The sequence below is a fragment of the Pseudomonas sp. 43A genome, from assembly GCF_013363935.1.
GTDB lineage: Bacteria > Pseudomonadota > Gammaproteobacteria > Pseudomonadales > Pseudomonadaceae > Aquipseudomonas > Aquipseudomonas crudilactis.
This window is the reverse complement of sequence record NZ_CP054880.1, coordinates 6758294-6772860: the sequence shown is the minus strand read 5'-3', so window position 1 is coordinate 6772860 and position 14567 is coordinate 6758294. Positions and strand designations below refer to the sequence as shown.

Sequence of the window (14567 nt, the reverse complement as noted above, 5' to 3'; positions counted from 1 at the left end):
TTTTTCGTACGCCTTTAGTCGTGTTTACGACGGCGGTTTTTCACCGGCCAATGGCTTACATCATTGAGCGAATATTAGGGCCTTTGTTTTTTCCCAGAGCGCGCTAGAATGCGCCCCGAACGTGCGGAGAACTGTATGTGGCAACAGACTCTGATAACCCTGCGGGCACGGCCCCGGGGCTTTCATCTGGTAACGGACGAGTTGATCAAAGGCCTGCCTGAACTCAGGGAGTGCCGGGTCGGTCTGTTGCATTTGTGGCTGCAGCATACCTCGGCGTCGTTGACCATCAACGAGAACGCCGATCCGGCGGTCCGTCGCGACTTCGAACGATTTTTCAATCGTCTGATCCCACAAGGAACAGACGGCTATGAGCATAACGACGAAGGCCTGGACGACCTCCCGGCGCACTTCAAGGCCAGCGTGCTTGGTTGTCAGATCAGTCTGCCGGTTTCGGCAGGTCGTCTGGCTCTGGGGACCTGGCAAGGCGTTTATCTGGGCGAGCACCGTGATCATGGCGGTGCTCGAAAAGTCCTCGCCACCTTGCACGGTGAAGGGGCATAAACCGTTGGTCACCAATGGTTACTGATTTTTTAACGGCGACTTTCGACAGTTGCCAAAGCTGGTCTATAACTAATCTGCTTTTCGCAAGTCATGAGGTAGAACATGAGCGACGATGATCTGGAAAACGACGACCTCGAAGTAGGCGACGAAGACGAGGCCGAGGAAGGTCTGGAAGCAGCAGCGGAAGACGTTGCTGACGACGATGGTGGCGACGATACGCCGGCCCCGGCTGCCAAAGGCAAAGCCAAGGCAGCGGTGTCGGTAGACGAGTTGCCGAGCATTGAAGCCAAGAACAAGGAACGCGACGCCCTGGCCAAGGCCATGGAAGAGTTCCTGTCGCGCGGCGGCAAGGTTCAGGAAGTGGAGGCCAATGTGGTCGCCGATCCTCCGAAGAAGCCGGACAACAAGTACGGTAGCCGCCCTATCTGAGGCGTGTCGCTTGCTTGCTGAAAAAGCCCGCCGTCGCTGCGGGCTTTTTCATGCCTGGAATAAAGGAGCTGAAGTGAATGCAGTTCCCTTGTGGGAGCGAGCTTGCTCGCGAATGCGGTAGGTCATTCAGCATTGCAGTGACTGACCTGACGCTTTCGCGAGCAAGCTCGCTCCCACAGGGTTTGTGGATTATTTCGAGGTGGCATTCCAGCGGGCGAGTAGCGCGGGCAGATCAGTGAGGCTGCGGATTTCAGCATCCGGCAGACGATCCGCTTCCCAGACTTTGCCCGCCGGGTTAAACCAGATTGCCCGCAACCCCGCCTGCTGCGCGCCGGCAATGTCATCGCCCGGATGATCACCGATGTGCACGGCGGTTTCGGCGGTGGCGCCACCACGCTGCAACGCTTCATGAAACAACCGGGCATCCGGTTTGGCGATGCCGATATCTTCCGCGCACAAGGCAAACTTGAAGTAGTCCGCCAGACCCAGCCGACGCACATCGGCATTGCCATTGGTGACCACGCCAAGCGCATAGTGATTGGCGAGAATCTCCAGCACTGGCTCGACTTCAGGGAACACTTCGATCTGATGCCGCGCATGCAGGAACACTTCAAATCCCTTGTCGGCCAAGTCGGATGCTTCGCCATGGGCGTACCCGGCGTCTTCCATTGCATGAAACAACACCCGACGACGCAGCGCGCTGATCCGATGCTTGAGCCCCGGCTCATTGGCCAGCACCCGCTCACGAATCGCCCACAAATGCTCCACCGGCACCGCGCCCAGATTCGGCGCATGTTCGCTCAGCCATTCGCGCAATACCGCTTCGGCGCTGACTATCACTGGCGCGGTGTCCCACAGGGTGTCGTCGAGGTCGAAGGTGATCAACTGGATGCTCATGAATCGTCGCCTTTCATGCGTTTGGCCCGTGGGTGGGCGCTGTCGTAGACCGCCGCCAGGTGCTGGAAGTCCAGGTGGGTGTAGATCTGCGTGGTCTTGATGTCGGAATGGCCGAGCAATTCCTGCACCGCGCGCAGATCTTGCGAGGATTCCAGCAAGTGGCTGGCGAAAGAGTGCCGCAGCATGTGCGGGTGCAGGTTCTGCCCCAGTTCGCGCTCGCCGGCCAGTTTGACCCGTACCTGAATCGCTCGCGGGCCGAGGCGCCGACCTTGCTGGCTGACGAACACGGCGTCGTCCGCCGGGTTGGTCATCGCGCGCAGCGGCAGCCATTGCTCCAGTGCTTCGCGGGCCTTTTTACCCACCGGCAGCAAACGGGTTTTGCTGCCCTTGCCGAGCACCTGGACCATGCCGTCGGCCAGATCAAGTTGATCAAGATTGAGCCCGGTCAGCTCTGACAAGCGCAAGCCAGATGAATAAAACAACTCCAGAATCGCCTGATCCCTGCGCGCAAGAAAATCGTCCTCGACCGCACCTTCAAGCAGTTGCAGAGCACGGTCAGTGTCGAGGGTTTTCGGCAGGCGACGCTCGCCTTTCGGCGGCGCCAATCCGGTAGCCGGATCATGGTCGCAGAGACCTTCGCGATTCAGATAGTGATAAAGCCCACGCACCGCCGACAGCAAACGAGCGAGGCTGCGTGAGGATTGCCCTTGCGCATGCAGACGGGCGATCAGGCTGCGCAGGCGCTGAATATCCAGCGCCGCCCAACTGCCGATGTTCTGTTTGACGCACCAGCCGAGGACTTTATCGAGGTCGCGACGATAGGCCGAGAGCGTGTGCGGCGACACCTGTCGCTCACTGCGCAGGTGTTCGCAGTAAGCGTCCAGTTGTCGTTCCATGTTCAGCGTACCGAGCGCAGGGAGCTGTTGACCCGTGGCAGCACGCGGCCCATGACTTCGGCGATGTAGCTCAAGAACAGCGTACCCACCGAACTCTTGTAGTGTTGCGGATCACGGCTGGCGATCGCCAGAATGCCGTGGATGCCTTGATGGCTGACCGCGACCACGGCAGTAGAGCCGATCTGCTTGCGTTGTTCTTCGCCGAAGAGGAAGTCCAGTTCATGCTCACGCAGGCTGCCGCTGACGCTTTTGCCTTCGGTGAGCAGGCCGCCGATGGCGACTTGCGCGTCAGCGTGGCTGACCCAACGACCGACCGGCGCCGGGTTGTCACCGAGCAGGATCAGGCTGACAAAAGGCACCTGAAAGTCTTGACGCAGACTGTCTTCGACGCTGATCACCACGTCTTCCAGGCTGGAGGCGTCCATCAGGGCGAGGATCAGGCGACGGGTCTTGTCGAACAGGCGATCGTTGTCGCGGGCGACGTCCATCAATTGCGAGAGGCGATGACGCATCTCGATGTTGCGGTCACGGAGGATGGTCATCTGTCGCTCGACCAGCGAAACGGTATCGCCACGCTGGTGCGGAATGCGCAGGGCGGGCAGCAGTTCTTCGTGCTCGACGAAGAAGTCCGGATGCGCCTCGAGGTACGCGGCAACCGCTGCCGCCTCGAGGCTCTCGGACGCTGATTCGTCGGACTGTCGGGCGGGTACCTGAGGCTTATCGGTCATGATTTCTGCTCACTCAAAGACGTACTTGTCCTTCATATACACGCACTGCCGGACCGGTCATCAGCACCGGTTGGCCAGGGCCTGCCCACTCAATGGACAGACGCCCGCCGGGCAGGTCGATCAATAGCGGCGAATCCATCCACCCCCGGCTGATCGCAGCGACAGCCGCTGCACACGCGCCGGTGCCGCAGGCCTGGGTTTCCCCGGCGCCACGTTCCCACACGCGCAATTGCGCACGGTTACGGTCGATGACCTGGAGAAAACCGACGTTCACTCGCGCGGGGAAGCGCGGATGGTGTTCGATTTTCGGCCCGAGCTCATGCACTGGCGCGCTGTTGATGTCCTGCACGCGCAATACGGCGTGTGGGTTGCCCATCGACACGGCGGCCAGTTCGACCGTGGTGCCGTCGACTTCCAGCTGATAGCTGCTGGCCTGAGCCGGCGCTTCGAACGGAATGTCCGCCGGCACCAGACGCGGGGCGCCCATGTTCACGCCGATCTGGCCGTCATTACGCACGTCCAGTTCGATAATGCCGCCCTTGGTCTCGACGCGAATCTGCCGTTTGGCGGTCAGACGCTTGTCGAGCACGAAGCGCGCAAAGCAGCGCGCACCGTTGCCGCACTGCTCGACTTCCGAGCCATCGGAATTGAAGATCCGGTAACGGAAATCCACGTCCGGGTTGCTCGGCGCCTCGACGATCAGCAATTGATCGAAACCGATGCCAGTGTGGCGGTCGCCCCATTGCTTGGCGTGCTTTGGCTGAATATGCGCGTGCTGGCTGACCAGGTCGAGAACCATGAAGTCATTGCCCAAGCCGTGCATTTTGGTAAAACGCAGCAGCATGGGTTACTCCGGCAGCAGGCTTTCGCCGGCAAACAGCTCGGCCACGGTTTCGCGGCGGCGCACTTCAAAAGCCTGATCACCGTCCACCAACACTTCAGCGGCACGGCCACGGGTGTTGTAGTTGGAGCTCATCACAAAACCGTAGGCACCGGCCGAATGCACGGCCAGCAGATCGCCTTCGGCCAGGGCCAATTCGCGATCCTTGGCGAGGAAGTCGCCGGTTTCGCAGATCGGGCCGACGATGTCGTATCTACGCGCAGCGGAATCACGCGGTTTGACCGCGGTGACGTCCATCCAAGCCTGATACAGCGCCGGGCGGATCAGGTCGTTCATTGCCGCGTCGACAATGGCGAAATCTTTGTGCTCGGTGTGCTTGAGGTATTCGACCTGCGTCAGCAGCACGCCGGCGTTGGCAACGATGAAACGGCCAGGCTCGAACACCAGCGCCAGATCACGACCGTTCAGACGCTCGCGAACCGCTTTGATGTAGTCGGCAGCCAATGGCGGCTCTTCATCGCGGTAGCGAACACCCAAACCACCACCGAGATCGATGTGGCGCAGGTGAATGCCGCAATCGCCGAGACGATCGACCAGATCCAGCAGACGGTCGAGGGCATCGAGGAACGGTGGCAGCGTGGTCAGTTGCGAACCGATGTGGCAGTCGACACCGACTACTTCCAGGTTTGGCAGATGCGCGGCACGCACGTATACGTCTTCGGCTTCGGCGATAGCGATGCCGAACTTGTTCTCTTTGAGACCGGTGGAAATGTACGGGTGAGTGCCGGCATCGACGTCCGGGTTCACCCGTAGCGATACCGGTGCACGAACGCCCAGCTCGGCGGCAACCACTTGCAGACGCTCGAGCTCGTCGGTGGATTCGACGTTGAAGCAGTGCACGCCGACTTCCAGCGCGCGACGCATGTCGTCACGGGTCTTGCCGACACCGGAGAAGACGATTTTGTCCGGGCTGCCGCCAGCGGCGAGAACGCGTTCCAGCTCGCCACGGGAAACAATGTCAAAACCGGCACCGAGACGGGCCAGGACATTCAGCACGCCGAGGTTGGAGTTGGCCTTGACCGCAAAGCAGACCAGGTGCGGCATGCCCGCCAACGCATCGGCGTAGGCCAGATACTGGGCTTCGATGTGCGCGCGCGAGTAGACATAAGTGGGCGTGCCGAAACGGTCGGCGATGGCTGACAGCGCCACCCCTTCCGCGAACAGCTCCCCGCCACGGTAGTTAAAAGCGTCCATGGCGATCCCTTATTGGTAAACGTCGTGCTTGTGTGCTTTGGACGGTTGCTTCTGCGAAGACTGGGCTTGCTCGGCCGGGTCCTGATCGTCATCCGGCAGGTACAGCGGGCCTTTTTGACCACAGGCCGAAACGAGGCAGGCAACCGCGACGAGCGCAGCAAGGGAAGAGATCAGGCGCTTCATGGCGAAATCCTTGAAAATGCGTTAATTGCGCCGGAGTATACCGGCCACCCGGCGGCTTGCCTATGCGATGGCCCTCCCGTCCGGCGGGGCTTGCCTAAAGCTGCCCGAACCGCCGCTCACTCCTACAAGGGTTTGGTGTCAGGAGTGGGGCAGGGTGCTTGGTCGTTAATCTTTGCAATCGGCCGGCAGCGTCCGTATCTTTCGGCGCTTGAGCCTGATCAGAACATTTTTTGAGGTTGCCGCAATGAGTTTGTCCGAAGCCCGTTTTCACGATCTGGTCGATGAAACCCAGGAAAACCTGGAAGACATCTTTGATGAAAGTGATCTGGATATCGACATGGAGAACTCGGCCGGTGTGCTCACCGTCAAGTTCGAAAACGGCTCGCAGCTGATCTTCAGCCGTCAGGAGCCGCTGCGTCAGCTGTGGCTGGCGGCGGTGTCCGGTGGTTTCCACTTCGACTACGACGAAGAAAGCGAGCGCTGGATGTGCGACAAGAGCGAAGAGCAACTGGGCGAAATGCTCGAGCGCATCGTCAAGCAACAGGCCGGCGCCGAATTCGATTTCGAAGGTCTGTGATTCCGTGACTGACACCGCTCCTGTTCGTCCACCGAAGCCGCTCTACAGCAACATCAGCCCGGCCGTGCCTTCGCCGTGCAGCGGCGTTTGCCGGCTGGACGAACAAAAGGTCTGCCTGGGCTGCTTCCGCCATGTCGAAGACATTCGCGAATGGCGCTCGGCGGACGACGAGCGGCGACGGGTAATTTGCGCGCAGGCGGCGCAGCGCAAACAGTGCGGCGGGGCGTGACTTGTATATTTTTTGAGCTGTGATAGTGTCCGAACACGCCTCAACCCATCGAGGCCTGGTGAAAACCCCGTCTTTTTTGGCGGGGTTTTGCTTTTTTTGTGTGCAGAAGAAAGGAGTCTGCCCGGATCATGACCGCACCTTCCATCACCCTTACCCGTCTGGACGTGCAACGTCTGGAGCGCTTGATCGACAGCCTGAACGATAAAGACCAGGCTGCGCCGGGCGTGATTGCGCTGCAAACCGAGCTGGACCGCGCCGATACCGTGGTTGGCCACGATGAAGTGCCCGCCGATGTCGTGACCATGAATTCCCGTGTGCATTGCCGCGAAGAAGGCAGTGGCAAGGACTATCACCTGACGCTGGTCTATCCCAAGGATGCCAACGCCGATGAAGGCAAGATTTCCATTCTGGCTCCGGTCGGCAGCGCACTGCTGGGCCTGAAAGTCGGTCAACACATCGACTGGCCGGCTCCGGGTGGCAAGACCCTGAAGCTGACCTTGCTCGAAGTCGAATCGCAACCGGCCAACGGTGGCGCGTTTCCCGAGTAACCCGCCTCAGACCTGTTCGAGCGCTTCGTTCAGGGCGCGCTCCAGGTCAGCCTTGTAGCGCAGATACAGATTGCTTGAACTCTGCCCGTCACCGAGCAGGCCAGAAAGGTCGAGGTCGGTGATGTAGCAGCGATAGCGTTCGCTGTCGCGGCGCTGCTCGACGATCTCCCGGGCGACCACGCTGAACAGCTGGTCGCCATGTTCCAGCTCACTGAATTCCCGTTGATTGCAATACAGGGTGACCTGCACTTCGCCCGGTGCGGCTTTGCCGACGATCGCCTGTACGTCGTAGAACGGCTTGTTTACCGGCGTCTGCGGTGCTGGTCGCGCTTCGACCCGTCGTGCGCGCCCAGGGCCGGAAGGTAATAACTGGTAATACAAAGTTTCGAGGCGGGCATCGGGACCGGCGTCCATCGGCAGCACGGCTTCGCGGCGGAACAGGATCGATTGCAGGAAGCGCTGCAACGGCACCAACAGACTCTGCTCATCGTGATAGGGCAAATGTTGCTGCCACAGCGCGTTGTACTCATCCAGCACATACAACTCGGCCTGCTGCTCGGTGATCCGGTAGAACACCTGGATGCATTCCGGCTGACCCATCGGCAGGATCAATGCGAGGTCGTGTTCCTCCAGCGCCATCGGATCCAGATGCAGCGGACTGTAGCGCGGCTGTTCTTCACCAAGGTAATCCAGCAACGCTGGCAATGTCGCGAGGGCGACGTGGTTGACCTGGCCCGGCACCAATTCCAGTACGTGGTAATGCTGCTGCACCTGAATCAGATAGCGGTGATTCAACTCGCTGAGCAGCAGGTTCTGCGCGGTGTCGATGATTTCTTCTACCCGGCGGGCGATGAACTGCGCGCGGTTGTGGCAGAAGCAACGCACCTTCAACGACGGCTGCAAGGCCCCCCGCGGCAGGTTGTTAAGGTAGTCGCGCAGGCAATCGAGCAGGGCATGCGGGCCGTCGAAGCGGTTGACCAGTACTTCGTTCCAACTGTTGAGCGTGACCTGATCCAGGGTCAGCACAAGGTTTTCGCGCACGCCGGCGTAACTCAGCGAGTCGGTGCGCTCGGTGGTCATCAGGATGTTCAGGTCGCGGTGGTGTTTTAGCGGGTCAATCCCGACGTTGACCAGGATCAGCACTTCGCTCGGTACCGCGGCGCGCAGCAATGGCTCTTCAGCCACTGTAGGCAGGGGCAGGGCGATGCACTGTTGCAGGCTGCCAAGCAGGTTGAACAGCTCGAACTCGCTCAAGTCGCTGGTGCCGGGATGCAAAGCGAGGCGGGTGCTGCTGTCGATCACGCCGTTGCGGTGGCACCAGGTCAGCAACTCAAGCAATTCGCGGCTGCGCTTTATAGGCGCGAAGTGTTCCCACTCCAATGCGGTGAGGCTGCCGTTATACAGGCCCCACTGGGTTTGCCCCGGTTCCTTTTTGTTGCGCGACTGCACCAGGGTCAGGGTGTCTTCGGCCAGGTCCGGGGCGATGCCGGGGTTGATGAACTCGACCTTGTCGGCCTTGCGTTCGAAGGCGGCATAGAGTCGGCGCCCCAGCACATTGAGATCGCGTTTGTTGATCAGGCTGACGGTCTGCTCGGTGCGGGCAAACTGGGTCAGGAAGCGATAGCTGTAGTTCAGCTCATTCACCAGCGCGCGGCGCTCGGCGCTGACCTGGCGGACTTTCCACTGGCTGCGGCTGTCGAGCAGCGTCAGTTGCCGCTGATCCCAATGCCATTCACTGGCCAGTCGTTCCAGCAACGAGCGTTGCCAGCTCTGGGTGCGGCTGTTGCCGGTGAGCTTGCGGTTGACCTTCAGGTACAGCGCGCGGCGCACCAGCTCCAGCCGTTCCGGTTCGTTGCGCGCGGTGAGGTATTCCTCGATACGCCGGTACACGACCATGTACGGATCCAGCTCATCGAGATCGAGCTGATTGGCGAACACGGCTTTCTTGAAACGCAGGCTCAGGCAGTGCACCTGCGGGTGTTCGCTGGCGTAGACCTCGGTCAGCAGCAGTTTAAGTACCGACTTGTAGGGCGACTCGATGCCTTTGAACAGCTGCCACAATCCGGCGCCGATGAACTCGCCCGGCGGAATCGTCGCCAGATGGCCAAGGTCGAGGGTTTCGTCGGCGCGGATAAAGCGCTTGGACAGTAGGGTGTGGGTGTACAGGTCGTAGGCGGTTTCTTCGTAAACCGGCACCAGCCACCAGATCGGCGTGCGCCCGGCCAGCCAGATTGCGGTGCGGTAGAACTCATCCAGCAGCAGATAGTGCTGAGTGCTGCCGCAGTTTTCCGAGCTGAGCTGGGTGTCGCGTTCGCCTTTGACGAAGCGCACCGGGTCGATCAGAAAGAAATGCGCCTCGGCGCCCTGGCTCGCTGCCCAGGCCTCAAGCAACTGACATTTTTTGCCCAGTTCAGCGAGTTCGCTTTCGCTCATATCCGGCGCGTGGCAGACCCATACGTCCATGTCACTCTGATCGGCCTGCGCCAGCGTGCCGAGGCTGCCCATCAGAAACAGTCCGTGGATCGGGCGCGGTGGATTGCTGCCGTGGCGCGGCTTGTAGGAGAACGAACGTGTCAGGCGCTGCGCTTCGGCAAGGGTGTTGGCGTCCGGCTCGTAATTCGACAGGCCGGCCGGTGTACTGCCCGAGACATAGCCCGGTAGCAGCGGATGGTTGACGTGGAAGAACAACGGCAACAACGTCAACACGCTCTGTTGGCGTGTCGACAGGCCTTCGAGGGCGCGGCCTAGGCGGCCTTCATTGAGTTTGAGAAAACGCGCGCGCAGCTGGCTGAGTACCTTGCGGTCGATACCTTCGTCCAGGTCGGGGCGGATTTCGTGGGTGCGCGTCATGTCAGCTCAAACCGGCTCGCAGGCTCGGACGAAGAGGGTCTCGGAATGGGAGGCAGTTTAGCCTTTGCGCAGCGGGACTTTTAAGCTGAATTTGTTTTTTGACGTCAGATTTCTATCGCGGATGACCGGGCAGGCCCGCGGAAATCCCGTGGCAGGAGTTCCCGTGGGCAAAGTCAGGGGGAATCAGGCGGTTTCCTGCTCTCTCAGAATGGTCAGCACGGTTTGCACATTTTGTGCGGCGTCGCGACCGAGGCTGGTCAGATATCCGCCATCGGGCTGATCGGTCAGGTCTTTCTCAAAGAGGCGTTTGGCGGCAGAAATATGTTTCGGGGCAGCGGTCTGATGAATTTTCAAACCTTCCTGGGAACTGTCCAGGGGAAAGAGTGCGAGGACTTCCAGTTCGGCAACCAACTCAGGGGTAAGCGACATAAGGACTCCAGACTTTCTAGGAATTGGACGACAGCGTCCCTAAGGTGAACCCGCTTTTGCGGCATGTCCAGTGCTCAGATCAGGGATTTTGTCTTGAGGCGGATTCCAGTGTAGTCGGGGCTCAGGCGCAGGGCCGATAGATGGGTGACAAATTGTGTGGGAGCGAGCTTGCTCGCGAAAGCGATGTGTCATTCACCAAATAAGTTGACTGATAAAACGCCTTCGCGAGCAAGCTCGCTCCCACAGGGGGGAATATGTTGTTACTGCTTTTCGGGTGGCAACTCTGGCAGCGCCCGCAGCGCCGCTTCGTACCATTCGGTATTGAACGCGCGGTCTTCATCGAGCATCGCGTCAATCTCGTAGGCCAGCACATGTGCCATCAGATTGAGGATCTCTTCACGCTCAACGCCCACCAGGGTCAGCTTGTTGAAGGTCGCTTTGGCCGCTGGCGGGTTGTCGCTTTCGATCTGGTTCTCGATGGCTTCGATCAAAGTAGCCTCGGTGAACTCTTCTTCGTCGTTGTCGATGTCTGTCGGCTCGCTCATGGCAGGCTCCTCATGGAAAGGCGCCAGTTTACCCGCATTCAGCGGCGTGATGCTGCTGGCGCGATTCGCCTGCGCGATCTATAAACAGGCACTGCCCACCCCGCACGGCCTGGAGGCTATGTGATGTTCAAGCTCTACGGATTCTCAGTCAGCAACTACTACAACATGGTCAAACTGGCGCTGCTGGAAAAAGGCCTGCCGTTCGAAGAGGTCACGTTCTACCCGACGCAGACACCCGAGTCTCTGGCCATCAGCCCGCGCGGCAAGGTCCCGGTGCTTGGTGTGGACGCTGGTTTCATCAACGAAACCGCGATCATCCTCGAATACCTCGAGCAAACCGAGAAAGGCACGCCGCTGCTGCCGAGCGATCCGTTCGAGCGCGCGCAGGTGCTGGCAATTGCCAAGGAAATCGAGCTGTACATCGAACTGCCGGGACGCGCCTGCTATGGCGAAGCGTTCTTCGGCATGACCTTGCCGGACGCCATCAAGGAAAAGACCAAGACCGAATTGCTGCTGGGGTTTGCCGCACTGGGACGGCACGGCAAATTCGCCCCGTATGTGGCGGGCGACAGTCTGAGCATCGCCGATTTGTACTTCCTCTACAGCGTGCCGCTGGCCTGTGCCGTCGGGCAGAAACTGTTCGGGATTGATTTGCTGGCGGAGATGCCGCAGGCGAAGGCGTTGCTGGAACGGCTTGAGCAGAATCCGCATGTGCAGAAGATTGCGGCGGACAAGGAAGCGGCGATGCCGGCGTTTTTGGCGATGATCGCTGCCAAGAAGTGAGGTTTGTAGTTGAGTTGAAAGCAGCTATCGGGAGCAGGCTCACTCCTACAGGGGAACGCATTCCAATGTAGGAGTGAGCCTGCTCGCGATGCTTTTGGCTTTTTCTGTTAGCGGCTAGCGATCAGGGCCTGACCGCGCACCACAGCAGCCTTTACCTGCGCCGGCGCAGTGCCGCCGATATGGTCGCGAGCGTTCACCGAGCCTTCCAGAGTCAGCACGGCAAACACATCCTGCTCGATCTGATCGCTGAATTGACGCAGTTCTTCCAGGCTCATCTCGGCCAGATCCTTGCCCGTGTCCACGCCGTACTTCACCGCATGGCCAACGATCTCGTGGCAATCACGGAACGGCAGACCACGGCGCACCAGATAATCCGCCAGATCGGTCGCGGTGGAGAAACCACGTAGCGCCGCTTCACGCATGATCGCGTGCTTCGGTTTGATCGCCGGGATCATGTCGGCAAAGGCCCGCAGCGAATCGCGCAGGGTATCGGCGGCGTCGAACAGCGGCTCTTTGTCTTCCTGGTTGTCTTTGTTGTAGGCCAGTGGTTGGCCTTTCATCAGGGTCAGCAGGCCCATCAGTGCGCCGAACACACGGCCGGTCTTGCCGCGTACCAGCTCCGGCACGTCGGGGTTTTTCTTTTGCGGCATGATCGAACTGCCGGTGCAGAAGCGGTCCGGCAGATCAATGAACTGAAACTGCGCGCTGGTCCACAGCACCAATTCTTCGGAGAAGCGCGACAGGTGCATCATCGCGATGCTCGCGGCCGAGCAGAATTCGATGGCGAAATCGCGATCGGAAACGTTGTCCAGCGAGTTGCCGCCAACCGCGTCAAAACCCAGCAATTGTGCGGTGTATTCACGGTCGATCGGGTAGGTGGTGCCGGCCAGCGCGGCGCTGCCCAGTGGCATGCGGTTGGTGCGCTTGCGGCAGTCGACCAGACGCTCGTAGTCGCGGCTGAGCATTTCGAACCAGGCCAGCATGTGGTGCCCGAAGGTCACCGGTTGCGCGGTCTGCAGGTGAGTGAAGCCCGGCATGATGCTCGCGGCTTCGCGCTCGGCTTGCTCCAGCAGGCCTTTTTGCAGGCGGGTGATTTCGGCGAGGATCAGGTCGATCTCGTCACGCAGCCACAGGCGGATGTCGGTGGCGACCTGATCGTTGCGGCTACGCCCGGTGTGCAGCTTTTTACCGGTGACGCCGATGCGGTCGGTCAGCCGTGCTTCGATGTTCATGTGCACGTCTTCGAGGTCGATGCGCCAGTCGAACTGGCCGGCCTCGATTTCGCCCTGAATGGTCTTCAGGCCATCGATGATGCTGTCGCGCTCGGCATCGGTCAGCACGCCGACCTTGGCCAGCATGGTGGCGTGGGCGATCGAGCCCATGATGTCGTGGCGATACAGGCGCTGGTCGAAAGTGACGGAGGCGGTGAAGCGGGCGACGAAGGCGTCGACGGGTTCACTGAAGCGGCCGCCCCAGGACTGATTGGTCTTGTCAGTGCTCATGAATTCGCTCGTATCGGCTTGAAGAAAAAAGGCGTGAAACGCTGGCGCGGATAATAACAGGGTTGCCAATCCTGTCGTTGACACTGGTCGATACGTTTTTTTCTCATTGTCTGCGCCATAGTCGACGCTGACCGCGGCGGTTTTGCGCAAGGATATTTTTCGATTGAGCAATATCGGCCCGACGAACGTCTACAGTTGGACATAAGGGTCGACGCGGCTGTGGATCGCGCAAAGGTCTGGCCGCCGACTATAAGAAGAGGGGGTGGGTGTAATTGTCCTTCGGCAATCCCCGTGAGAAACGCAGGAAACAGCGGGCTTTGAGCAGTACGACCCGGACACTGGCAAATATTGCTGGCCGACGTACGGCACTTTTTGGCGCTCGGGCTAGTCTTAGCGTGGATCGCGGTGACGGACGTCACTTCACCTGTCTACGCTATCCTTGTGCGAGACTCACGCAGGAATCCAGCGCAATATGAATGTCCTGATCGTTGATGACGAACCACTGGCTCGCGAGCGCCTCAGCCGAATGGTGAGCGAGCTCGAGGGTTATACAGTTCTGGAGCCCAGCGCCACGAATGGCGAAGAGGCGTTGGCACTGATCGACAGCCACAAACCGGATATCGTGCTGCTCGATATCCGCATGCCGGGCCTCGATGGCCTGCAGGTTGCTGCCCGTCTGTGCGAACGCGAAACGCCGCCGGCCGTGGTGTTTTGCACCAGCCCCGATGAATTTGCCGTGGAAGCCCTGCAGGCCAGCGCCGTGGGCTATGTGGTGAAACCCGTGCGAACCGAACATCTGCATGACGCCCTGAAACGGGCTGAACGTCCCAATCGGGCGCAACTCTCGGCCCTGACCCGTCCTGCTGCCGAAAGTGGCACCGGGCCGCGCAGCCACATCAGCGCCCGCACCCGCAAAGGCATCGAACTGATCCCGCTGGATCAGGTGGTCTATTTCATTGCCGACCACAAATACGTGACCCTGCGTCACGAAGCCGGTGAGGTGCTGCTGGACGAACCGCTCAAAGCCCTTGAAGACGAATTCGGCGAACGCTTCGTGCGTATCCATCGCAACGCGCTGGTCGCCCGCGATCGTATCGAGCGGCTGCAACGCACGCCGCTGGGGCATTTCCAGCTGTTCCTCAAAGGTCTTAATGGTGATGCGCTGATCGTCAGTCGTCGCCATGTGGCCGGTGTGCGCAAAATGATGCAGGGGCTGTAACCCGGTCATTCCGGGCGGCTCCTCATTCCTTTACCAGGCATTGCCGGCCAGGGAGGCCGCGCCGTTTCTGATTCAAGTCAAAGTGGATTTGGCTGA

17 protein-coding genes and 1 pseudogene are annotated in these 14567 nt (G+C 60.1%); 8 read left to right on the top strand and 10 right to left on the bottom strand.

The annotated features are described in order from the left end of the window. Positions 1 to 135 precede the first annotated feature (135 nt). Together HUW52_RS30035 and sutA are read left to right on the top strand one after the other, a co-directional pair. Positions 136 to 561 carry a secondary thiamine-phosphate synthase enzyme YjbQ gene (locus tag HUW52_RS30035; RefSeq protein WP_102901435.1) on the top strand — a complete coding sequence of 142 codons (426 nt, stop codon included), beginning with the start codon at positions 136 to 138 and terminating at the stop codon, positions 559 to 561. A gap of 102 nt (positions 562 to 663) precedes the next feature. Continuing rightward, complete coding sequence (gene sutA, locus HUW52_RS30030; protein ID WP_007920420.1) at positions 664 to 990, top strand: transcriptional regulator SutA; 327 nt, start codon at positions 664 to 666, stop codon at positions 988 to 990. A 189-nt stretch (positions 991 to 1179) separates the two neighbouring features. Here the strand turns inward: sutA and HUW52_RS30025 are convergent, their stop codons facing one another. The 6 genes from HUW52_RS30025 to HUW52_RS30000 are packed head-to-tail and all read right to left on the bottom strand — an operon-like array spanning position 1180 to position 5789. Next, the gene (locus HUW52_RS30025; protein ID WP_175555619.1) at positions 1180 to 1887 is read right to left on the bottom strand and encodes an HAD family hydrolase; all 708 of its coding nucleotides are present in this window, start codon (positions 1885 to 1887) and stop codon (positions 1180 to 1182) included. Beyond that, the gene (xerC, locus tag HUW52_RS30020) at positions 1884 to 2783 is read right to left on the bottom strand and encodes a tyrosine recombinase XerC (protein WP_007950060.1); all 900 of its coding nucleotides are present in this window, start codon (positions 2781 to 2783) and stop codon (positions 1884 to 1886) included. The genes HUW52_RS30025 and xerC overlap by 4 nt, the downstream gene beginning before the upstream one ends. Before the next feature lie 2 nt (positions 2784 to 2785). Next, on the bottom strand, positions 2786 to 3511 hold the full coding sequence (locus HUW52_RS30015) for a DUF484 family protein (protein ID WP_016985877.1): 726 nt from the start codon (positions 3509 to 3511) through the stop codon (positions 2786 to 2788). Positions 3512 to 3524: 13 nt separating this feature from the next. Then, positions 3525 to 4355 (bottom strand): diaminopimelate epimerase, encoded by an 831-nt coding sequence (gene dapF / locus HUW52_RS30010; protein ID WP_016985878.1) that lies wholly within the window; start codon positions 4353 to 4355, stop codon positions 3525 to 3527. A gap of 3 nt (positions 4356 to 4358) precedes the next feature. After that, the gene (lysA, locus tag HUW52_RS30005; RefSeq protein ID WP_175555618.1) at positions 4359 to 5606 is read right to left on the bottom strand and encodes a diaminopimelate decarboxylase; all 1248 of its coding nucleotides are present in this window, start codon (positions 5604 to 5606) and stop codon (positions 4359 to 4361) included. Between the two features lie 9 nt (positions 5607 to 5615). Continuing rightward, positions 5616 to 5789, bottom strand: coding sequence for a lipoprotein (locus HUW52_RS30000; RefSeq protein ID WP_007911098.1), 174 nt, complete (start codon positions 5787 to 5789; stop codon positions 5616 to 5618). Between the two features lie 244 nt (positions 5790 to 6033). Here HUW52_RS30000 and cyaY point away from each other — a divergent pair, with 244 nt between their 5' ends. The 3 genes from cyaY to rnk all read left to right on the top strand — a co-directional run bounded on the left by cyaY (position 6034) and on the right by rnk (position 7143). Then, a complete protein-coding gene (gene cyaY, locus HUW52_RS29995; RefSeq protein ID WP_175555617.1) occupies positions 6034 to 6366 on the top strand; it encodes an iron donor protein CyaY in 333 nt (110 codons plus the stop codon). A gap of 4 nt (positions 6367 to 6370) precedes the next feature. Further along, positions 6371 to 6595, top strand: a complete 225-nt coding sequence (locus HUW52_RS29990) for a DUF1289 domain-containing protein (protein WP_175555616.1) — start codon at positions 6371 to 6373, stop codon at positions 6593 to 6595. Between the two features lie 128 nt (positions 6596 to 6723). Next, positions 6724 to 7143: a nucleoside diphosphate kinase regulator gene (gene rnk, locus HUW52_RS29985; RefSeq protein WP_016985881.1), complete on the top strand. Its 420-nt coding sequence runs from the start codon at positions 6724 to 6726 to the stop codon at positions 7141 to 7143. 6 nt (positions 7144 to 7149) lie between these two features. On the opposite strand, the gene HUW52_RS29980 is transcribed toward rnk, so the two are convergent. The 3 genes from HUW52_RS29980 to HUW52_RS29970 form a co-directional block, all read right to left on the bottom strand. Further along, positions 7150 to 9993 (bottom strand): class I adenylate cyclase, encoded by a 2844-nt coding sequence (locus HUW52_RS29980; RefSeq protein WP_175555615.1) that lies wholly within the window; start codon positions 9991 to 9993, stop codon positions 7150 to 7152. Between the two features lie 183 nt (positions 9994 to 10176). Continuing rightward, entirely contained in the window at positions 10177 to 10422 is a 246-nt protein-coding gene (locus tag HUW52_RS29975; RefSeq protein WP_008084565.1) for a TIGR02647 family protein, read from the bottom strand. A 260-nt stretch (positions 10423 to 10682) separates the two neighbouring features. Continuing rightward, the gene (locus tag HUW52_RS29970; RefSeq protein WP_007911108.1) at positions 10683 to 10967 is read right to left on the bottom strand and encodes a hypothetical protein; all 285 of its coding nucleotides are present in this window, start codon (positions 10965 to 10967) and stop codon (positions 10683 to 10685) included. Between the two features lie 123 nt (positions 10968 to 11090). Here HUW52_RS29970 and HUW52_RS29965 point away from each other — a divergent pair, with 123 nt between their 5' ends. After that, complete coding sequence (locus HUW52_RS29965; RefSeq protein WP_175555614.1) at positions 11091 to 11750, top strand: glutathione S-transferase family protein; 660 nt, start codon at positions 11091 to 11093, stop codon at positions 11748 to 11750. A gap of 107 nt (positions 11751 to 11857) precedes the next feature. Here HUW52_RS29965 and argH read toward each other — a convergent pair whose 3' ends face one another. After that, complete coding sequence (argH, locus tag HUW52_RS29960) at positions 11858 to 13252, bottom strand: argininosuccinate lyase (protein WP_007911110.1); 1395 nt, start codon at positions 13250 to 13252, stop codon at positions 11858 to 11860. Between the two features lie 335 nt (positions 13253 to 13587). Between argH and HUW52_RS30875 the strand changes: the two are divergent. Both HUW52_RS30875 and HUW52_RS29955 read left to right on the top strand, forming a co-directional pair. Then, positions 13588 to 13728, top strand: a pseudogene (locus tag HUW52_RS30875) (sensor histidine kinase); the annotation flags it as partial. Continuing rightward, positions 13725 to 14471: a LytTR family DNA-binding domain-containing protein gene (locus tag HUW52_RS29955; protein ID WP_007911111.1), complete on the top strand. Its 747-nt coding sequence runs from the start codon at positions 13725 to 13727 to the stop codon at positions 14469 to 14471. The pseudogene HUW52_RS30875 and the gene HUW52_RS29955, both read left to right, overlap by 4 nt. Positions 14472 to 14567 lie beyond the last annotated feature (96 nt).

What these genes read in the sequence shown, in the direction of transcription:
- HUW52_RS30035 (WP_102901435.1), top strand. Translation starts at nt 136, where the DNA reads ATGTGGCAACAGACTCTGATAACCCTGCGGGCACGGCCCCGGGGCTTT.
- sutA (WP_007920420.1), top strand. Translation starts at nt 664, where the DNA reads ATGAGCGACGATGATCTGGAAAACGACGACCTCGAAGTAGGCGACGAA.
- HUW52_RS30025 (WP_175555619.1), bottom strand. Translation starts at nt 1,887, where the DNA reads ATGAGCATCCAGTTGATCACCTTCGACCTCGACGACACCCTGTGGGAC.
- xerC (WP_007950060.1), bottom strand. Translation starts at nt 2,783, where the DNA reads ATGGAACGACAACTGGACGCTTACTGCGAACACCTGCGCAGTGAGCGA.
- HUW52_RS30015 (WP_016985877.1), bottom strand. Translation starts at nt 3,511, where the DNA reads ATGACCGATAAGCCTCAGGTACCCGCCCGACAGTCCGACGAATCAGCG.
- dapF (WP_016985878.1), bottom strand. Translation starts at nt 4,355, where the DNA reads ATGCTGCTGCGTTTTACCAAAATGCACGGCTTGGGCAATGACTTCATG.
- lysA (WP_175555618.1), bottom strand. Translation starts at nt 5,606, where the DNA reads ATGGACGCTTTTAACTACCGTGGCGGGGAGCTGTTCGCGGAAGGGGTG.
- HUW52_RS30000 (WP_007911098.1), bottom strand. Translation starts at nt 5,789, where the DNA reads ATGAAGCGCCTGATCTCTTCCCTTGCTGCGCTCGTCGCGGTTGCCTGC.
- cyaY (WP_175555617.1), top strand. Translation starts at nt 6,034, where the DNA reads ATGAGTTTGTCCGAAGCCCGTTTTCACGATCTGGTCGATGAAACCCAG.
- rnk (WP_016985881.1), top strand. Translation starts at nt 6,724, where the DNA reads ATGACCGCACCTTCCATCACCCTTACCCGTCTGGACGTGCAACGTCTG.
- HUW52_RS29980 (WP_175555615.1), bottom strand. Translation starts at nt 9,993, where the DNA reads ATGACGCGCACCCACGAAATCCGCCCCGACCTGGACGAAGGTATCGAC.
- HUW52_RS29975 (WP_008084565.1), bottom strand. Translation starts at nt 10,422, where the DNA reads ATGTCGCTTACCCCTGAGTTGGTTGCCGAACTGGAAGTCCTCGCACTC.
- HUW52_RS29970 (WP_007911108.1), bottom strand. Translation starts at nt 10,967, where the DNA reads ATGAGCGAGCCGACAGACATCGACAACGACGAAGAAGAGTTCACCGAG.
- HUW52_RS29965 (WP_175555614.1), top strand. Translation starts at nt 11,091, where the DNA reads ATGTTCAAGCTCTACGGATTCTCAGTCAGCAACTACTACAACATGGTC.
- argH (WP_007911110.1), bottom strand. Translation starts at nt 13,252, where the DNA reads ATGAGCACTGACAAGACCAATCAGTCCTGGGGCGGCCGCTTCAGTGAA.
- HUW52_RS29955 (WP_007911111.1), top strand. Translation starts at nt 13,725, where the DNA reads ATGAATGTCCTGATCGTTGATGACGAACCACTGGCTCGCGAGCGCCTC.